Here is a 17,835-nt window from a genome sequence, read left to right as displayed (position 1 = left end):
TATGCCTTCATAACTCTCCGAGTGGAATGTGATGAAATGCACTGAATCGAATCGTTATGTATTTCAAAATTAATGCATAATTGCACACGCTAAGTATAGAGAAATGAGGAGATTCTAAATGGGAGAGATTCATAAAGTTGCTGAGCCGGATCACATCATTAAGGATGTTGTCGGAAAGTTCCCGTGCAGGGTGCTGTGGAGTGAAGGCCGCCCATGTCTGGAGTATCAAAGGGAAGAGAATGTGGCGTTAATCACAAAATACGTCCATAAAACGTATAACGTTGAGCTGTTGGATGTGTTTTTCACAGCGGTGGAGAGCCTTCCAGTTGAGCCATAGATTAGCAGGGAATTGTGGATTGCGGGCAAAGGGTTTAATACTTACGTTTTTGTGTGTTTATACAAGGTCATAAGGCGACACTATAGGTGTTCGTCTTTTCTTTTATTACTCCATCATTACCCGAGTTTGGATCGTAGTAACTCCACTTGCCATCGTGAAATGTGAAACGTATGTGGGCGTATTCATGTATTATAGTATACATATGAACTTTTCGGAGGAGGAACAAGTAATGGGAATCTTATCGAGGTTTAGAGACGTGATGAAGGCCAATGTGAACCACATGTTGTCTCGGGCGGAAGACCCGGAGAAAAGTGTGAATGAATATATGCGCAGCCTGAGCAGTGATCTGGGTCAGGTGAAGGCTGAAACGGCAGCGGTGCTGTCGGATGAGAGCCGGGCGAAGCGAGCATTGGATGAGTGCAGCGCCGAGGTCAACAAGTTACAGCGGTATGCGGAAAAATCGGCGGAGTCGGGAGACGAAGACAAGGCACGTGGTTTTCTGGAGAAGAAAGTGAAGTTGGCTGACAAATTGAACGAATTACAGGCTGCCTATGAACGTGCTTCAGCCAAAGCCAAGATGATGAAACATATGAATGATAAACTCGTTGCAGATCTGGGGAAATTGGAGGCGCGGCATGCAGAACTGAAAGGTCGCATGGCAGATGCAAAGGGGCAGCAACAGGTCAACGAACGGAATGCATCTGCGGGCAGAGCTGATGCTACATTGAAGGCCATGGAAGACAAGGCGAACCAGGCGCTGAACGAAGCAGAGGCTTTGGCAGAACTTCGTGCTGGGGCACAGGAAGATGATTTGGACGAATTAATTGCCCAGTTGGAGAGGGACATGAACGCAGATGCGGGTAATAATGAGAGTGCGTCGCCAAGTGCAGAGGAAGAACTCGCAGCGATTCAGGAAAAGCTGAAGAATAAGTAATACGTTACACCATTTCGTTAACATTGAGGTGAGCAGATGCCGGTTATTGAATATAAATGTCCAAACTGCGGCAGTGGTATGATCTTTGACAGTGTGTCAGGTGCATTATCCTGTCCCAGCTGCGGCCGCCAGGACAACATAGAGCAGATCCCCGATCCCTTGAAGAGACAAGTATTCACCGAAAATGAGGTCAAGGAATACCACTGTAACAGCTGCGGAGCTGACATTGTGACAGAACCGGAGACCAGTGCGACGACCTGCAGTTTCTGCGGTGCAGCGGTTGTACTCAGTGATCGGCTGACGGGCAATCTGGCCCCTGCGATGGTGATTCCCTTTTCGATCAACAAGGATCAAGCCAAGCAGGCTTTCAAAAAGTGGTGCAAAAACGGCCTTTTAACGCCAAGTGGCTTCATGTCCGCCGATCGGATTCAGAGCATTACCGGCATGTACGTTCCGTTCTGGTTGTACGAGTTACATAACAAAATCGAAGTGCATGGTCGTGGCACCAAGGTCAGATCCTACACCCAGGGCGACTACCATTACACGGAAACACAGCATTTCGATATATACCGCCGGATTCGGCTGAATTACGTGAACCTGCCCATCGATGCATCGGAGAAAATGAAAGATGAACTGATGGATAAGCTTGAGCCTTTTCCATATAATCAGCTGAAATTGTTCAAGACCCCGTATCTGGCGGGGTACATTGCGGAAAAATACAGTTATACGGACGAGGAACTTTTCCCACGGGCCAAGGATAAAACGAGATCGTACATTGATTCTTATATTGCCTCAACTGTATCCGGATATACCAGCGTGAGCTACACGGACAAACAGATTGATACTACGCTCAAAAATGCGGACTATGTGCTGCTCCCAGTGTGGATGGTCAACTATGACTACAATCGGGCACAGTATACCTTTGCCATGAATGGTCAGACAGGTAAAGTGGTCGGCAAACCACCGATCAGCAAAGCCAAAGTGGCAGGATGGTTCGCAGGAGTCTCTGCGGTCTCGTTGTTGTCACTGAAGCTGGTTTCCTGGATGATGGGAGGTGGATTCTTATGAGAAAAAGAATCCCTCTGGCCGTGATGGCTACGCTCATTTTACTTATGATCACCCTTGTCGCTCCGTTGATTCCCATGTCATCGACATCCGCAGCGGAGGGCAAAAATCTCATCTACGATGAGGCCAACCTGCTGAGTGAGCAGGAGAAAAGTGAATTGAATGCACTTGCGAATCAGTATGGCGCGGAACGGCAGACGGACTTTGTTATTTTGACAACAAATAATGTTGAGAATCAGGATGTTATACTCTTAACTGAAGATTTTTATGATGAGCAGAGGCTAGGATACGATAAAGAACATGGTAATGCTGTCATATTGACGATGGACATGAATAATCGTGAAGTATATTTGGCTGGGTTTTATAAGGCAAAAGAATATCTGAGCGATCAGCGGCTTGATGCTATTCGTACCCGAGTTACCTCTGAATTGTCCAGTGGGGATTATAAACTCGCATTTGAGAAATATATTGAGCTCTCTTACAAATATATGGGGTATGAACCTGGTGTGAATCCAAACAATATTTTGTTCAACGGTTGGTTTCAGTTGGGAGTATCTGTAGTTCTTGGCGGTATTGTTGTTGGTATTATGACCTATCGTTCCGGGGGACGTGTCACGGTCAATCGTGCGACTTATGAGGATTCAAGCAATTCTAGTGTAATTGATCGTCAGGATCGTTATATCCGTACAACCGTAACCAAGCGCAAAATCGAGAAGAACAACAACAACGGTGGCGGAGGAGGAGGCGGGGGTACCTCCCGAGGCGGTCATTCACACAGTGGAAGTAGAGGTTCGTTTTAGTAACTGAGTAATCGGATTACGTTAAATAGAAGGGATGGGAATTAGTATGGGATTTTTCAGAAATCAATTTTCGAATGTGGTGGAATGGGAAGAGTTCAGAGATGACATGATATTTTGGAAGTGGAGCAACCGGGAGATTAAGAAGGGGAGTAAACTGATCATCCGTTCCGGTCAGGACGCCATTTTCCTGAATAACGGTAAGGTGGAAGGCATTTTCGAGGACGAAGGATCATTTAATATCGATTCCGAGATCATTCCGTTTCTTTCTACCTTAAAAGGATTCAAATTTGGATTCAACAGCGGCATGCGGGTCGAAGTCTTGTTTGTAAATACAAAAGAGTTCACCGTGCGGTGGGGCACACAAAGTCCGGTGTTGATTCCAACACCACAACTGCCGGGCGGGATGCCGATTCGGGCCAACGGTACATTTAATTTTAAAGTAAGTGACTATGTCACCCTGATTGATAAGATTGCAGGGATCAAACAAAGTTATCTGGTGGAGGATGTCAAAATCCGAATCACTTCCGTGCTGGATCAGCTTCTAATGAAGTGGATTAGCCGTGAAGGGAAGGATATGTTTAACCTGCAGGCGAACGCCTCGGATATTGCCAAAGGTATTCAGGAAGATCTGGATATGCAAATGATGGATATCGGCATTGGGATTACCGGTTTCCAAGTGATGAGCTTCAACTATCCAAAAGAGATTCAGGATATGATTACAAAGACCGCTTCGCATGAGATGATTGGTAATCTGCAAAAGTATCAGCAGGTGAGTATGACAGACGGCATCTCATCCGGTAAAGTACAGGGCGGCGGCGCGGCTTCGGATATGGCGGGCATGATGATGGGTATGAACATGGCCAATGAAATGATGAAAAACATGAACCAGAACCAAGGCCAAAACCAGAACAATAATTCCAATTCGTCTCAGAATCAGAATAACGATCAGAAACCAGCGGGAAATAGCAACGGTGATTCAAATACATCTTCATCTACAGAAGGCAACAAGAAGCCAAACTTCTGCCCGAACTGTGGAGCCAAAAATGAAGGAGCCAACTTCTGTCCGAATTGTGGGCAAAAGCTGAGCTAATTAAATAAATACATGTAGGGCTAGGTTCGTAGTAAGTGAAATTACTGCGGAGCTAGCCCTTTTTAATTTTGATAAAAGAGTTGACAACCGCTCACAAATCATTTATCTTTAACTTAAGATATTTAATTTAAATATAAATAACAACCTAAACAAATATCTTTAATCCATTACACAAGGAGAGATCAAGATGATTATCCCAACATTGACCAGAATAAATGAACTTTCAAGAAAAGCCAAAGAGGGCGGATTGACGGAGATGGAGAAAGAGGAACAGGTTCGTCTTCGCCAGGAATATCTGCAAACTTTTCGCGGTTCGGTCAACGACATTCTGCTGAATGCAACCATCTATGATCCAAACGGCGATGACGTGACTCCTGATAAATTGAAACAAAAACAGGCCAATCAAAATAACGACTAGAATACAATTCGCTAGATCATATATCTTAATTTAAAGATAATACAAACTTACTATAAATCACTTACCAAACCAAGGAGGAATTAATCATGACTATTCAAACAGCAGGTATTCACCATATTACAGCTTTCGCAGGAGATCCACAGGCCAACGTTGATTTTTATGCCGGAGTTCTGGGACTTCGTCTGGTGAAAAAAACAATCAACTTCGATGCACCTGATGTATATCATCTGTATTTTGGCGATGAACACGGAAGCCCAGGCACCATCATTACCTTCTTCCCATCTGCTGGATCACCACGGGGCAAAATTGGCGGAGGTCAGGTCGGCATCACTTCCTATGTCATTCCTCCTGGGTCGATTGGCTTCTGGCAGAATCGGCTGGAACAGTATAACATTGAGGTAACCAAAACAAGTCGCTTCAATGAAGACCTGCTTCAATTCGAAGATGGCGAAGGCCTGCGGCTTGAGCTTGTTGAACGGGAAGAGGGAGCAACCAGCACTTGGGCACACGAAGGCATTCCAACAGATAAAGCAATCAAAGGCTTCGGCGGTGCTGTCCTGTTCAGTGTTAACCCGCAAAGAACGATGGATGCTCTTGAGAAAATTTTGGGATTTGTCAGAGTGAGTGAAAATGAAGAGTATGCCCGTTTCCGGTCCAGCGGGGATATCGGTAATGTCGTAGATGTTCCAGTGACCCGTATGGCTCTGGGTATGGGCGGCGCAGGAACCGTGCACCATATTGCATGGCGCGCCAAAGATGATGAGGAGCATGCACAGTGGAGCGAAGCTGTACGTGATTACGGGTACCAACCGACTCCAGTGCGGGATCGTCAGTACTTTAACGCAATCTACTTCAGAGAAGCTGGCGGCATTCTGTTTGAAATTGCTACAGATCCTCCGGGCTTTGCCAAAGATGAACCTGCTGATTTGCTTGGACAAAAATTGATGCTGCCTGAATGGTTTGAGAAATACCGCCCTCAAATTGAGGACAATCTGCAACCGATTGTGGTAAGAACGCTCGTACCTGCTACAGCTGCGAACTAATAAGAGTTCTAGAAAAAACCTGAAAAAGCGAAGCGTTCGCCTAAAAGCTTTCTGAAAGAAAGCTACATCGGAAGTATACGCTATCCCCGGATTTTCCCTTGGGAAAAGGGAAAATCCGGGGATAACAGCGATTGAAGGGTTACTCGTCATCGAAGTGTATGTGTAAATGAAAAACCAAAGGAGCAACGAAGGATGATGGAGAAAAAGGTTACCTGGCTGGAGCTGTTTTACGATCTGCTCTTTGTAGCAGCGGTCGCCAAAGCGGGTCATGTCTTGTTACATGCCGAACATGGAGTAATTACGTTTGAATATTTAATGAAGTTTGTGCTTATTTTTATCCCTGTTTGGTGGGCATGGGTCGGTCAGACCTTGTTTATTAACCGTTATGGTCAAGACATCCTGATCCATCGAATATTCCTCATCCTTCAGCTTCTGTCCGTTATGGTCATGACGGCGAGTCTTTCTACCCATTTTGACCAATACTACTTGTCCTTCTTCATAGGATATATCGGCTCGCGGGCATTTACGGCGATTCAGTATCTGACGGCTCACAAGTCAAAAGGCGAGCATCAGCAGCGAGCGGCCCGTTATTTGGGTATCTGTTTCCTCATTGGCATATTGATCTCATCAGGTTCATTGTTCTTCGATTCCTGGCTGCGTTACGTGATTTTGTATGCGGGGATTGCCGTTGACATCGTACTTCCGTTGATTGGACGCAAAAATCTGGCGAAAGTACCGGTTCAGACCCATCATTTGTTGGAACGTTTCGCGCTCTTTACACTTATCCTGCTGGGTGAATCGGTGGTAAGCATTATCGCTGTGCTGCAAGCCGATCATTGGGATATGAAATCGATTCTGTTTGCCGCCTTTACGTCCATCTTTGTCATTGCGATATGGTGGCAATACTTCGACAACGTGGAGAAAAAAGTCAGCAAAGAGATTCAGACTGCCGGGCAAGCGATCATATACGGCCATCTGTTCATCTACATCTCTATGAGTATGATCGCTGCCTCAATTCAGCTGTTATATCAGAATCAGTTAAACTATGTGTTCATGCTGGGGTTTGTATTTGGATCAGCGTTACTGTATTTCTTGTCGACATCACTTGTGTTCCATCGTTACAGACACGCACATCTACGACTCCGGCCACGTCATCTGGCAGTCATGGTGGGGTTACTGGTAGCATTTGTCTTTGTGGATCTGGTCTACCGGGTTCCTGCTTATGTGATCATGGGCGAAGACATGTTATTCTTCCTGGTGTATGCGAAACTTACGACTTAATATGAGTAATATAAAATCAAGAAAAGTCACGGACAACAGGTGTCCGTGGCTTTTTATTATGCCGCTAATCCTGGACATTTTTTAATAATATAAATAAAGCACAAATCTAATTTAATTTCTTCGATAGAATCTGTTAATATGAGACTATGTACAAGTGAATCTACCAGATCATAGAATATCTTTTATATAAAATGAGTGTACGTTTTGTTATATAAATTGAACTAAACATTTACACGAAACGGAGAGGACAGAAAAAACCTGAAGAAGCGAAAGCGTTCGCCTTTATCCCCGGATTTTCCCCATATAAGGGGGATTCATAAAATCTGGGGATAACAGCGATCGGAAGGTTATTCTGTCATCGGAGTGTCCAGTGTAAATATTCTTTAGTTCAATTTATATAGTTCATTTTATACATAGCGATTCGTAGATATGGGGATGACAATCAGGAGGGAAATCATTGAGCACACATCAAATCGGAGTTCCATTGGAAGGGTTTGCAGAATTTAGTCGTACGGTTGCCGCTGAAGGCGCCGTTTTACTCAGAAATGAAGGCCAAGTGCTTCCACTTCGTGAAAACGAAAACGTTTCAGTTTTTGGACGGATTCAAGTCAATTATTATCGGAGCGGTACGGGTTCAGGCGGTAGTGTTCATGTGGCGTACACAACGAATCTATTGGATGGTCTGCGCAGCAAGAAGAATATAACGGTCAATGAAGAGCTGGCAGCTGTCTATGAGAAGTGGATCGAGGAAAATCCATTTGATGATGGCGGAAAAGTATGGGCGGCCGAGCCATGGAATCAAAAAGAAATGCCTTTGACGGATGAACTGGTTGCACAGGCTAGAAGCAAATCCAGCAAAGCCATTATTGTGATTGGACGTACAGCAGGAGAAGACCAGGATAATGCAGATGCGCCAGGAAGTTACCAACTGACAGAAGATGAGAAAGCGATGTTGAAGCAAGTTACTTCGCAATTTGAACACACAATTGTTGTGTTGAATGTCTCAAATATCATCGACATGAGTTGGTTAAACGAAACGTATCTACATCCGATCCAAGGCGTAATTTACTCCTGGCATGGCGGTATGGAGGGTGGTAATGCGATTGCTGATGTGCTGGCGGGGGACGTTACGCCAAGCGGTAAACTGACAGATACGATTGCATATTCCATCGAAGATTACCCTTCGACCAGCAACTACGGCAATGAGTTCAAGAACCTGTATCAGGAAGATATCTATGTAGGTTATCGTTATTTCGAAACGTTTCGACCTGAGCGCGTTCAGTTTGAATTCGGTTACGGCCTGTCTTATACGACGTTTTTGGCCCAACACGAGGAAGCAAAATCCGTGTCCAAAGACGGCGAAACCTACATTGAAGTTCGTGTAAATGTGACCAACTCAGGTACAACATATGCGGGCAAAGAGGTTGTGCAAGTTTATTATGAGGCACCACAAGGCAAACTGGGACAACCGGTGAAGGCTTTGGTGGCTTTTGGTAAAACAGGATTGTTGCAGCCGGGCGAGTCAGAACTTCTGACGATCAGCTTCCCGATCCATGCCATGGCATCTTACGATGATGCAGGCGTTACAGGTCTTGCTTCCGCGTACGTATTGGAAGAAGGCACATACCGACTGCATGTAGGAACCAGTGTGAAACAAGTGCAGCATATCAGCATTGATGGCCAGGATGGCTATAGTATTGAATCTCTTCAATTGGTGGAGCAACTGCAAGAAGCGATGGCCCCAACTGAAGATTTTACACGGATGAAACCAGGTTCACGCAAGGAAGATGGATCTTATGAACTGACTTATGCAGAAGTACCGAAACGTAAGATATCCATGGCGAACCGGATTGAGCAGAATCTCCCGCAAACGCTGGAGCAGACGGGTAACCAGGGCCACAAGCTGAGTGATGTTAAGGCTGGCAAAGTGAGTCTGGAAACCTTCATCGCTCAACTGAGTGATCAGGATCTGGCAGCGATTGTCCGTGGTGAAGGCATGAGCAGTCCGCTCGTTACTTCGGGGACGGCATCTGCATTTGGTGGTGTCAGCGACAGCCTGTTTAACTACGGTATTCCGGTAGCATGTACGGCAGATGGCCCGTCCGGTATTCGTATGGATAGTGGCGAAAAGGCAACACAGGTATCCATTGGTACGTTGCTTGCGGCGACATGGAACAAGGATCTTGTTGAAGAGTTGTATGTGATGGAAGGACAGGAATTGCTGAGAAATCAGGTGGATACCCTGCTCGGACCTGGACTCAATATCCGCCGGAGCCCGCTCAATGGCCGGAACTTTGAGTACTTCTCCGAAGATCCGCTGATCTCGGGTGTATTTGCCGCAGCATGTACGAAAGGTATCATGAAGGGTGGTTCCAATGCCACACTGAAACACTTTGCCTGCAACAATCAGGAGAAACACCGCAGTAAAGTAGATGCTGTTGTCTCCGAACGTGCACTGCGTGAAATTTACCTGAAAGGGTTCGAAATCGCTGTAAAAGAAGGCGGAGCAAACTCCATCATGACCTCCTACAACCCGGTTAACGGACACTGGGCGGCATCCAACTACGACCTGAACACCACGATTTTGCGTGGCGAATGGAATTTCGAGGGAATCGTCATGACCGACTGGTGGGCGATTATGAACGATGTGACCGAAGGTGGAGAAGCTGATCGCAAATACACCAACTGGATGATTCGTGCGCAGAATGATCTCTACATGGTTGTACCGAACTACGGCGCAGAGATTAATGGCTGGGACGATAATACAATTGAATCCTTGGAAAATGGAACATTGACTCGCGGAGAGCTGCAACGCTCGGCGATTAACATCTGCAAGTTCATCATGAATGCACCGGTGTCCGGCAGAAAACACGAGATCGTGGAGAACGTCGCTTCATTCCAAGCGAATGCATCTCTGTCTGCTGCACAAGCTCAGGATCTGGTTGAGAACGCACAGGTGAAACCTGCGGTAGCTGAACCGGTCTACATGAAAGTGGACAAGGCAGGCCATTACCGGATTATCGTACAGATCATGTCCCCTGAGCCGGAACTGGCTCAAAGTGCATGTAACCTGCTCCTGAATGATCAGTTGGTGACCACCATCCAAACGAATGGTACAGAAGGCAAATGGATCAGACAGAAACTTGTCAAAGTAGATCTTGAAGCAGGACTGTATGAATTGAAACTGGACTTCACCAAACCAGGTCTCCAGATTGACTGGATCGAATTCAAACAGGTGTAGAAGATAATCGGAAATATCAGGTGATAAGAGCAATCGAAAGGTTGTTCTGTCATCCAAAGCAGAATACGTTGGTATATGACAAAGGACACTGTACGCGGGTGTCCTTTGTTGTAACACAGAATAGCTACTGTTATGATAGTGTTATGAGATTCGTAGTTCTGAACAATGGGGTCAGGGGTGTTGCGAGGAATGAGAAATTATAATTTTTTGAGTCCAATCCTGCTGGTTGTGGTGGCGCTGATTGTGAGAGGCCTGGTGACTAACCTGGGAGTTCTTTTCGGATTATCACAAGAAGTGGCGAGTAATATTGCCATGATAGCCATGATTATTGCTGCACTGATTATGTTTAATCGAATGACGAAGGCTCGGCGTAGAAAATAGAAAAAGCTCGGATAACCAGAAGGTTATCCAAGACACGAAGACACCCTCTGGGTGTCTTTTTTTGTATTGACGTTCTGATCCTAACGTTTTAGACTATTGCTAATTGATAATAACATTATAAATAACAAAAATAACAAAATCATTAAACAAAGTATATGATGTCCATTGCACTCTCTATTTGCTAGCCCATTCCGGTCCCCAAAGGAGAATCCAATCATGAAGATCATTACCGACAAACCATATATCGTTCAGGACGGCCAGCCTTTGCAGATTGCAATCTGGAAGCTGACCGTCGTCAAATAATGATGAAGAAGGACCGCAGGAGCGCTGATGAAGCGTTCAGTCGGTCCTTTATGTCATGGATCAGGCTGTGTGCAGTTCGAGAGATGTGTATCGATACGGGTTAACGGTTCTAGAATATTCAACGATGAAGTGAAGGGAGCGATCCTTATGAAGAGACAGCCTGTATTGGAAGTCATTGCTGTGGATGTGGAAGATGCCAAGGCAGCTGAGGAGGGAGGAGCCGATCGGATTGAGCTGGTGTCTGCGATGTCTGAAGGAGGGCTTACTCCCAGTTATGGCGTCATGGAGCATGTGGTGTCCCAGGTATCCATTCCGGTGTATGTCATGATCCGTCCCCATAGCCGCTCGTTCCGCTATAGCGCAGATGACATCCACGCCATGACCCGGGATGTCTGCGTGGCGAGGGAACTTGGAGCCGCTGGCATCGTGATCGGGGCTCTTACAGGAGCTGGTGAAGTCGACCTCATATCCTTGCAATCATGTATGGCCGAAGCACAGGGTTTGGGCGTTACGTTTCATCGGGCAATTGATGTGAGCACAAGCCTGACTGAGGCGCTCAAGGCCATTAACAGATTGGGCAACGTGGAGCGTGTGCTTACATCGGGAGGGAAACAGGCAGCGCCTGAAGCCATACTGGAACTGAAACAGCTTCAGCAATTGGGACGAACCTTGAACATCGCTGTCATGGCAGGGTCGGGGGTCACCATAGAGGGAATTCAAACGCTAGTGAGTCAGACGGGTATCACGGAAATCCATATGGGATCAGGCGTAAGGTACGAAGGCAGCTTTAATTATCCCATTGATCCACATTTGGTTGAAGAAGCCAAGCAGCAGTTAGTGCTTGCATCACAGCCATTCATGGACAGTAGTGCACTGAGTAGCGGTCCAAGCAAGGGTGGTCCAATGATTTAGGGATGCGCTAAATAAAAGGAGTGATACGCCATGAATTATGAACTGCAACCAGCCGAATGGATTAAGTCCGCAGCACAGGTCAGCCCATCCGAACGCCAACTGAGATGGCAGGAGATGGAGTTCTACGCGTTTATTCATTTTACGGTAAATACATTTACGGATCAGGAATGGGGCACTGGGGAGGAAGACCCGTCGATTTTCAATCCTTCTGAACTGAGCGCAGCGCAATGGGTGCAGGCGTGCAAGGCTGCGGGGATGAAGGGGCTGATTTTGACATGTAAGCATCATGATGGATTTTGTTTGTGGCCAAGTCAGTTTACAGCGCATACGGTCGCGGCTAGTCCGTGGAGGAACGGTACGGGGGATTTGGTTCGGGAAGTCGCCGATGCCTGCCGTGAGGGTGGATTGAAGTTTGGCGTGTACCTGTCTCCTTGGGATCGGCATGAAGCCACTTATGGAGATTCCGAGAGGTATAACGAGTTTTTCCTCCATCAGTTGCGCGAGCTACTCACGAATTATGGCGACATCTTCTGTGTATGGTTCGATGGTGCATGTGGTGAGGGTCCGAATGGCAAAAGGCAGGTCTATGACTGGGACGCCTATTATGCGCTTATTCGTGAACTTCAGCCTGAGGCTGTCATCTCAGTATGTGGCCCGGATGTTCGCTGGTGCGGCAATGAGGCGGGGCATACACGGGAATCGGAATGGAGCGTTGTGCCAGCGCATATGCAGGATAATGAGAAGATTCAGGAGCAATCGCAACAGGTGGATGATGGTGAGTTCGCAACAAGAGTCAATACACAGGACAGTGATTTGGGAAGCCGAGAGGTCATTCGTTCCCAAGGTGACCAACTGATCTGGTACCCTGCCGAGGTGAATACCTCAATTCGCCCAGGATGGTTCTATCATGCCAGTGAAGATGATCAGGTCAAAACACTGGAAGAACTGCTCGCCGTCTATTACGGCGCAGTGGGGGGCAACGCTACCTTTTTACTCAATCTGCCACCGGATACGCGTGGTCTCATTCACGAAACGGATGTCGAGCGACTACAGGAATTGGGAGATTCGCTGCGCACCATTTTTCAGGAAAATTTCGCCTTGCAGGCGCTGGTAAAAGCATCGGAGACGATGGATGAACAACATGCCGTATCGGAAGTGCTCACGGAACGACGGGATACGTATTGGTGTCCTCACGAAGGAACGGAGCAGGCTTGGATCGAGCTGGATTTGCAGGGGGAACGATCGTTTGACCGGGTGGTGCTGATGGAACATATCCAGACAGGCCAACGGATTGAGCGTTTTACGCTGGAGTCGCAGAGGGCAGATGGTGGTTGGGAAGAGTTTTACAAGGGGACGGTGGTGGGGTATAAGCGAATTTGCTGTTTCCCACAGGTTACATCGAGAAAGATGCGTTTAAGCATTCATGAATCCAGATGGTGCCCTACGTTGTCCGGGTTAGGCATATATCTGAGCGAGCGGGGAGGGTTGTAATATGGCCGTGCTAACGTATAAAGGTTCACAATTTATGTATGATGGCAAGCCCATTCGGATTTTGTCGGGTGCTATCCATTATTTCAGAGTGGTCCCCGAATATTGGGAGGATCGGTTACTCAAGTTGAAAGCCTGCGGTTTCAATACGGTGGAAACGTATGTGCCGTGGAATGTCCATGAGCCGCAGCCGGGTCGGTATTGTTTTGAAGGCATGGCTGATCTGGAACGTTTTATTCGCATTGCGGGAGATGTGGGTCTGCATGTGATTGTTCGCCCAAGTCCTTATATATGTGCCGAGTGGGAGTTTGGCGGATTACCTGCCTGGCTGCTTGCCGATGATGAGATTCGTCTGCGGTGTAATGATGCAAAATTTCTGGCGAATGTGGATCGGTATTATGATGTGCTTTTGCCCAAATTGAAACCCCTCCTGAGCACCCATGGCGGGCCGATCATCGCAATGCAGATTGAGAATGAGTACGGCAGCTTCGGTAATGACGCGAGTTACCTACAGTATTTACGTGATGGCATGGTGGAGCGCGGTATGGATGTTTTGTTATTTACCTCGGACGGACCGACAGACCACATGCTGCAGGCGGGATCAGTGCCGGGGCATCTGGCTACGGTCAATTTTGGATCAGGAACGGAAGGAGCGTTCGCCAAGCTGCGTGAATATCAGGCGGACGAACCTTTAATGTGCATGGAGTATTGGAACGGCTGGTTCGATCACTGGGGAGAGTCACATCATACCCGAGAAGCCGCAGATGTGGCTGGTGTGTTTGAGGAGATGCTTCGAGCAGGAGCTTCGGTTAACTTTTATATGTTCCACGGTGGAACGAATTTTGGATTTTATAACGGGGCGAACTGTCAGCAGAAGGATCAATACGAACCAACGATTACAAGTTACGACTACGATTCACTGCTCAGTGAATCGGGGGAGCCGACAGCGAAGTTCCATGCGGTGAGGGACCTTATTGCTCAGTATAGCGGCGAAGATCTGGGTGAGCTTGTGCTACCAAAATTGAAGGGGACTATCGCCTATGGGCGAGTGGAGTTGAACCAGCAGGCGCCATTACTGGCGCAGTTGGACCGGATATCAGCCCCGGTGCAACGTACGAATCCGGAACCGATGGAGAAGCTGGTTCAGGATTATGGCTTTGTTTGTTATCAAACCCGAATATCCGGGCCAAGGGAGCGACAGGAACTGGTGGTTCAGGAGGTTCGTGACCGTGCGCTTGTGTTTGTTGATAGGCAATTTCAGGGTGTATTGGAACGCGGAAATCCAGCATTATCGGTATCCTTTGAAGTGCCGCCAGAGGGCGTAGATCTATTGATCCTTGTTGAAAATATGGGGCGAATCAACTATGGTCCGTACCTGAGAGATCCGAAGGGCATTACGGAGGGAGTGCGACATGGTTTTCAATTTTTATATGATTGGACGATTCATTGTCTGCCATTAACTGATTTGTCGGATTTGCAATTCAGCGATGTGATTAGCGAAGCAATTAATGAAACAATTAATGAAGTACAGGGACCAGCATTTTATCGAGGAGAGTTTAATATCACGGATGTAAGAGATACTTTTCTGCGTCTGGATAAATGGACCAAGGGAGTTGTATTTGTAAACGGATTCAATCTGGGGCGCTACTGGAATAAAGGACCGCAAAAAACATTGTATGTACCTGCTCCGCTCCTTCACGAAGGTGAGAATGAAATCATTGTATTCGAACTACATCAGACGTCTGAACTGGCCGTAACGTTCGTGGATACACCAGATTTGGGCTAGGAAAAGGAAAATAGTAGAGCCAAACGATTATTGAGAATTGTCGTGTCCGCCGGAAAAAGGTATACGTTGGGTATGGACATCGACTACAGGAGAGGATGAGGGGAAATGAAAGTTGGACTCAGCACCTACAGTCTGCAACAAGCACTGGATCGCAAAGAATTAAACGTGCCGGATGCCATTCGCTGGATTGCTGATCAGGGTGGAGAACATGTGGAGATTGTTCCAATGGGATTCAGTCTGATCGATAATCCGGAGTTGATTGATGAGATTAAAGCTGTGGCAAAAGAGGTAGGAATCGATATTTCCAATTATGCCATCGGCGCTAACTTTGCTGTGCAGGAAGACGCCGAAGCGTTGGAGCAAGAGATCCAGAATGTGATGCGACATGTGGATGTGGCTGCTGCATTGGGTGTAAAACTGATGCGTCATGACGTGGCTTTCCGCCCCGCATCAGAAGGAACTGTAACACAGTTCGAGATCGACCTACCGGTACTGGTGAAAGCCTGTCAGCGGATAGCCGATTATGCAGCAGGTTTTGGAATCACAACAAGCGTCGAGAACCATGGGTACTATGTGCAGTCGAGTGAGCGAATTCAGCGTTTGTTACACGAAACGGCGCGGAGTAACTTTAAGACCACACTGGATGTCGGCAATTTCCTCTGTGTGGATGAAGATCCGGTGAGTGCCGTAAAAAATAACATTCCGTATGCGTCGATCGTGCACGCCAAAGACTTCTACTGGAGACCTTCCTACCGGAACCCCGGTGAAGGCTGGTTCCAAACCTCGCATGGCAATTACCTGCGCGGTGCCATTATGGGCCATGGCGATATCGACATGCCTGAGGTGTTCCGTGTGTTGAAAAAATCCGGGTATGACGGATATATCTCGGTTGAATTTGAAGGCATGGAAGATTGCAAAACCGCCTCACGCATTGCCATGGATAACGTCCGCCGCCTATGGGAAGAGTCATAGGGCTGAGTACTTGTTTTAAATGAATAAAATTGAATCAAATTCTAAAGAAGGCGTGAGTAACAGAGGGGAAGCTTGGAACTGTAGGAGCGTTAGCGACCGCCTTTGTCTGCGGATTTCAACCGCTAGAGCGGTCAATAAAAGAAATTTGCAGACAACAGCGGCCGAAAGTCCAAGCATTCACCGTCGTTACGTTAAGCCGAATATTATAATTTCTTGAGTCAATTCATATGAAAACGATGGAGGAATCAGCACTATGTCCAAATTGAAAGTCGCCGTCATCGGTGCCGGATCAATATCCGATTGCCATTTGCAAGCCTACGCCAGTAACCCGGACGTTGAAATATATGCCATCTGTGACCTGAATGCAGAACGTGCCGCAGAAGTCGCGAAGCAATATAATGCACCTCATGTGTTTACCGATTATAAGGAACTGCTCGAACTGCCCGAGATCCATTCCGTCAGCATCTGTACATGGAACGACTCCCATGCTGAGATTAGTATTGCTGCCCTGGACGCGGGAAAAAACGTGCTGTGTGAGAAACCACTCTGTCAAACGGTGGAGGATGCCCTTGAGGTAGAGAAGGCGGTTCATCGCAGTGGAAAGCTGCTTCAAGTCGGTTTTGTTCGCCGCTATAGCGACAATGCACAGATTCTGAAGAAGTTTATCGACGAGGGTGAGCTGGGCGAGATCTATTATGCCAAAGCCTCCAGTCTTCGTCGTCTGGGCAATCCGGGTGGCTGGTTCTCGGATATCAATCGTTCCGGAGGTGGTCCGCTGATCGATATCGGGGTGCATGTAATCGACATTTGCTGGTATCTGATGGGCAGACCGAAGGTGAAATCCGTCTCCGCTAACGTGTCCAACCGATTGGGGAACCGCTCGAACATTAACAATCTGTCGTTCTACAAAGCAGCGGACTATGATGCGGAACAGAACACCGTTGAGGATATGGCAAATGCCCTGATTCGTTTCGAGAACGGTGCGAGCCTACTCGTGGATGTCAGCTTCACGCTCCATGCCAAAGCGGATGAGACTTCGGTCAAACTATATGGCGACAAAGGCGGTGCCGAGCTGGAGCCGGAAATTTCGATCATTGGCGAGAAATTCAACACCATTTTGAACATGACTCCACAGGTAGATTTCAAATCATTCGACTTTATGGGCTCATTCCGCAACGAAATCAACCATTTTATCGACAGCACGCAGGGCCGCAAAGAAACACTTAGCCCCGTCGAAGACGGCGTCGAAGTGATGAAAATGCTCTGCGCCATCTACGAATCAGCACGCCAAGGCCGCGAAATCACGCTGTAAAGCTAGGATTGTATGGCGTTGTTACGCTACGTTGATACTTTACTACTCCCGTTTCATTGAACGTTATGAGCAATTCGCTCCTTTTCAATGGAAAGCTCCGCTCCGAGCAGGTATGGATTCGTCCTCTCGGCTTGAGGTTGGAGCAGAGCATGGAGCGAGTGCTAACGAATCTGAGGCGTCTTATTCAAGGATTCGAAGCGCTAGCAGAAATCTAAGAACCTGACACACGCTATATCAGAATAAGCAGCAGTTTACAGCGTTTTTATCAGCTAATTTCGGGAAATAACGTGTCTGATGTTCCTTACAATTTAAAAAGAGGACCAAAAGGCTAAATAAGACGCCCTGAGTTCCTTAGAAAATTTTCAACCCATTCAGCAGGATCAGCCGCTTGGATTTCGAGACGTTATAAACGCACTGACATCCATCATCGTATATCTTCCCTGAACTGAAGTTGAAGACAGACCCTATAGAA

General features: G+C 47.1%; 15 protein-coding genes. All 15 read left to right on the top strand.

Going from position 1 to position 17,835, the window contains the following annotated elements; translation table 11 throughout:
• Window positions 1-118: 118 nt before the first annotated feature.
• Window positions 119-337 (top strand): hypothetical protein, encoded by a 219-nt coding sequence (locus MKY28_RS25035; protein WP_036616296.1) that lies wholly within the window; start codon window positions 119-121, stop codon window positions 335-337.
• 229 nt (window positions 338-566) lie between these two features.
• On the top strand, window positions 567-1,271 hold the full coding sequence (locus MKY28_RS25030; protein ID WP_036616298.1) for a PspA/IM30 family protein: 705 nt from the start codon (window positions 567-569) through the stop codon (window positions 1,269-1,271).
• Between the two features lie 36 nt (window positions 1,272-1,307).
• Window positions 1,308-2,339 carry a hypothetical protein gene (locus tag MKY28_RS25025; protein WP_036616300.1) on the top strand — a complete coding sequence of 344 codons (1,032 nt, stop codon included), beginning with the start codon at window positions 1,308-1,310 and terminating at the stop codon, window positions 2,337-2,339.
• Window positions 2,336-3,136 (top strand): TPM domain-containing protein, encoded by an 801-nt coding sequence (locus tag MKY28_RS25020; RefSeq protein WP_340937330.1) that lies wholly within the window; start codon window positions 2,336-2,338, stop codon window positions 3,134-3,136. Before MKY28_RS25025 ends, MKY28_RS25020 begins: the two co-directional genes overlap by 4 nt.
• A gap of 46 nt (window positions 3,137-3,182) precedes the next feature.
• Window positions 3,183-4,226, top strand: a complete 1,044-nt coding sequence (locus MKY28_RS25015; protein WP_036616306.1) for an SPFH domain-containing protein — start codon at window positions 3,183-3,185, stop codon at window positions 4,224-4,226.
• A 187-nt stretch (window positions 4,227-4,413) separates the two neighbouring features.
• Entirely contained in the window at window positions 4,414-4,644 is a 231-nt protein-coding gene (locus tag MKY28_RS25010) for a DUF896 domain-containing protein (protein ID WP_340937329.1), read from the top strand.
• Window positions 4,645-4,730: 86 nt separating this feature from the next.
• Window positions 4,731-5,687 (top strand): ring-cleaving dioxygenase, encoded by a 957-nt coding sequence (locus MKY28_RS25005; protein ID WP_340937328.1) that lies wholly within the window; start codon window positions 4,731-4,733, stop codon window positions 5,685-5,687.
• 192 nt (window positions 5,688-5,879) lie between these two features.
• Entirely contained in the window at window positions 5,880-6,968 is a 1,089-nt protein-coding gene (locus MKY28_RS25000) for a low temperature requirement protein A (RefSeq protein WP_340937327.1), read from the top strand.
• 457 nt (window positions 6,969-7,425) lie between these two features.
• On the top strand, window positions 7,426-10,209 hold the full coding sequence (locus MKY28_RS24995) for a glycoside hydrolase family 3 C-terminal domain-containing protein (protein WP_036616315.1): 2,784 nt from the start codon (window positions 7,426-7,428) through the stop codon (window positions 10,207-10,209).
• A 189-nt stretch (window positions 10,210-10,398) separates the two neighbouring features.
• A complete protein-coding gene (locus MKY28_RS24990; protein ID WP_017691199.1) occupies window positions 10,399-10,590 on the top strand; it encodes a hypothetical protein in 192 nt (63 codons plus the stop codon).
• A 450-nt stretch (window positions 10,591-11,040) separates the two neighbouring features.
• Entirely contained in the window at window positions 11,041-11,805 is a 765-nt protein-coding gene (locus tag MKY28_RS24985) for a copper homeostasis protein CutC (RefSeq protein WP_340937326.1), read from the top strand.
• 30 nt (window positions 11,806-11,835) lie between these two features.
• Window positions 11,836-13,296 carry an alpha-L-fucosidase gene (locus tag MKY28_RS24980; RefSeq protein WP_340937325.1) on the top strand — a complete coding sequence of 487 codons (1,461 nt, stop codon included), beginning with the start codon at window positions 11,836-11,838 and terminating at the stop codon, window positions 13,294-13,296.
• A gap of 1 nt (window position 13,297) precedes the next feature.
• Window positions 13,298-15,079 (top strand): glycoside hydrolase family 35 protein, encoded by a 1,782-nt coding sequence (locus tag MKY28_RS24975; RefSeq protein WP_340937324.1) that lies wholly within the window; start codon window positions 13,298-13,300, stop codon window positions 15,077-15,079.
• 105 nt (window positions 15,080-15,184) lie between these two features.
• Entirely contained in the window at window positions 15,185-16,051 is an 867-nt protein-coding gene (locus MKY28_RS24970) for a sugar phosphate isomerase/epimerase family protein (RefSeq protein ID WP_340937322.1), read from the top strand.
• Window positions 16,052-16,304: 253 nt separating this feature from the next.
• Window positions 16,305-17,363: a Gfo/Idh/MocA family protein gene (locus tag MKY28_RS24965; RefSeq protein ID WP_340937321.1), complete on the top strand. Its 1,059-nt coding sequence runs from the start codon at window positions 16,305-16,307 to the stop codon at window positions 17,361-17,363.
• The last annotated feature ends 472 nt before the right edge of the window (window positions 17,364-17,835 follow it).

Source organism: Paenibacillus sp. FSL R5-0473 (genome assembly GCF_038004565.1).
Taxonomy (GTDB): Bacteria; Bacillota; Bacilli; order Paenibacillales; family Paenibacillaceae; genus Paenibacillus; species Paenibacillus amylolyticus.
Note: the sequence above shows the minus strand (reverse complement) of the source record. Positions and strands in the feature narration are given on the sequence as shown.

What these genes read in the sequence shown, in the direction of transcription:
- MKY28_RS25010 (WP_340937329.1), top strand. Translation starts at nt 4,414, where the DNA reads ATGATTATCCCAACATTGACCAGAATAAATGAACTTTCAAGAAAAGCC.
- MKY28_RS25035 (WP_036616296.1), top strand. Translation starts at nt 119, where the DNA reads ATGGGAGAGATTCATAAAGTTGCTGAGCCGGATCACATCATTAAGGAT.
- MKY28_RS25000 (WP_340937327.1), top strand. Translation starts at nt 5,880, where the DNA reads ATGATGGAGAAAAAGGTTACCTGGCTGGAGCTGTTTTACGATCTGCTC.
- MKY28_RS24985 (WP_340937326.1), top strand. Translation starts at nt 11,041, where the DNA reads ATGAAGAGACAGCCTGTATTGGAAGTCATTGCTGTGGATGTGGAAGAT.
- MKY28_RS24990 (WP_017691199.1), top strand. Translation starts at nt 10,399, where the DNA reads ATGAGAAATTATAATTTTTTGAGTCCAATCCTGCTGGTTGTGGTGGCG.
- MKY28_RS25020 (WP_340937330.1), top strand. Translation starts at nt 2,336, where the DNA reads ATGAGAAAAAGAATCCCTCTGGCCGTGATGGCTACGCTCATTTTACTT.
- MKY28_RS24980 (WP_340937325.1), top strand. Translation starts at nt 11,836, where the DNA reads ATGAATTATGAACTGCAACCAGCCGAATGGATTAAGTCCGCAGCACAG.
- MKY28_RS25030 (WP_036616298.1), top strand. Translation starts at nt 567, where the DNA reads ATGGGAATCTTATCGAGGTTTAGAGACGTGATGAAGGCCAATGTGAAC.
- MKY28_RS25025 (WP_036616300.1), top strand. Translation starts at nt 1,308, where the DNA reads ATGCCGGTTATTGAATATAAATGTCCAAACTGCGGCAGTGGTATGATC.
- MKY28_RS24970 (WP_340937322.1), top strand. Translation starts at nt 15,185, where the DNA reads ATGAAAGTTGGACTCAGCACCTACAGTCTGCAACAAGCACTGGATCGC.
- MKY28_RS25005 (WP_340937328.1), top strand. Translation starts at nt 4,731, where the DNA reads ATGACTATTCAAACAGCAGGTATTCACCATATTACAGCTTTCGCAGGA.
- MKY28_RS25015 (WP_036616306.1), top strand. Translation starts at nt 3,183, where the DNA reads ATGGGATTTTTCAGAAATCAATTTTCGAATGTGGTGGAATGGGAAGAG.
- MKY28_RS24965 (WP_340937321.1), top strand. Translation starts at nt 16,305, where the DNA reads ATGTCCAAATTGAAAGTCGCCGTCATCGGTGCCGGATCAATATCCGAT.
- MKY28_RS24975 (WP_340937324.1), top strand. Translation starts at nt 13,298, where the DNA reads ATGGCCGTGCTAACGTATAAAGGTTCACAATTTATGTATGATGGCAAG.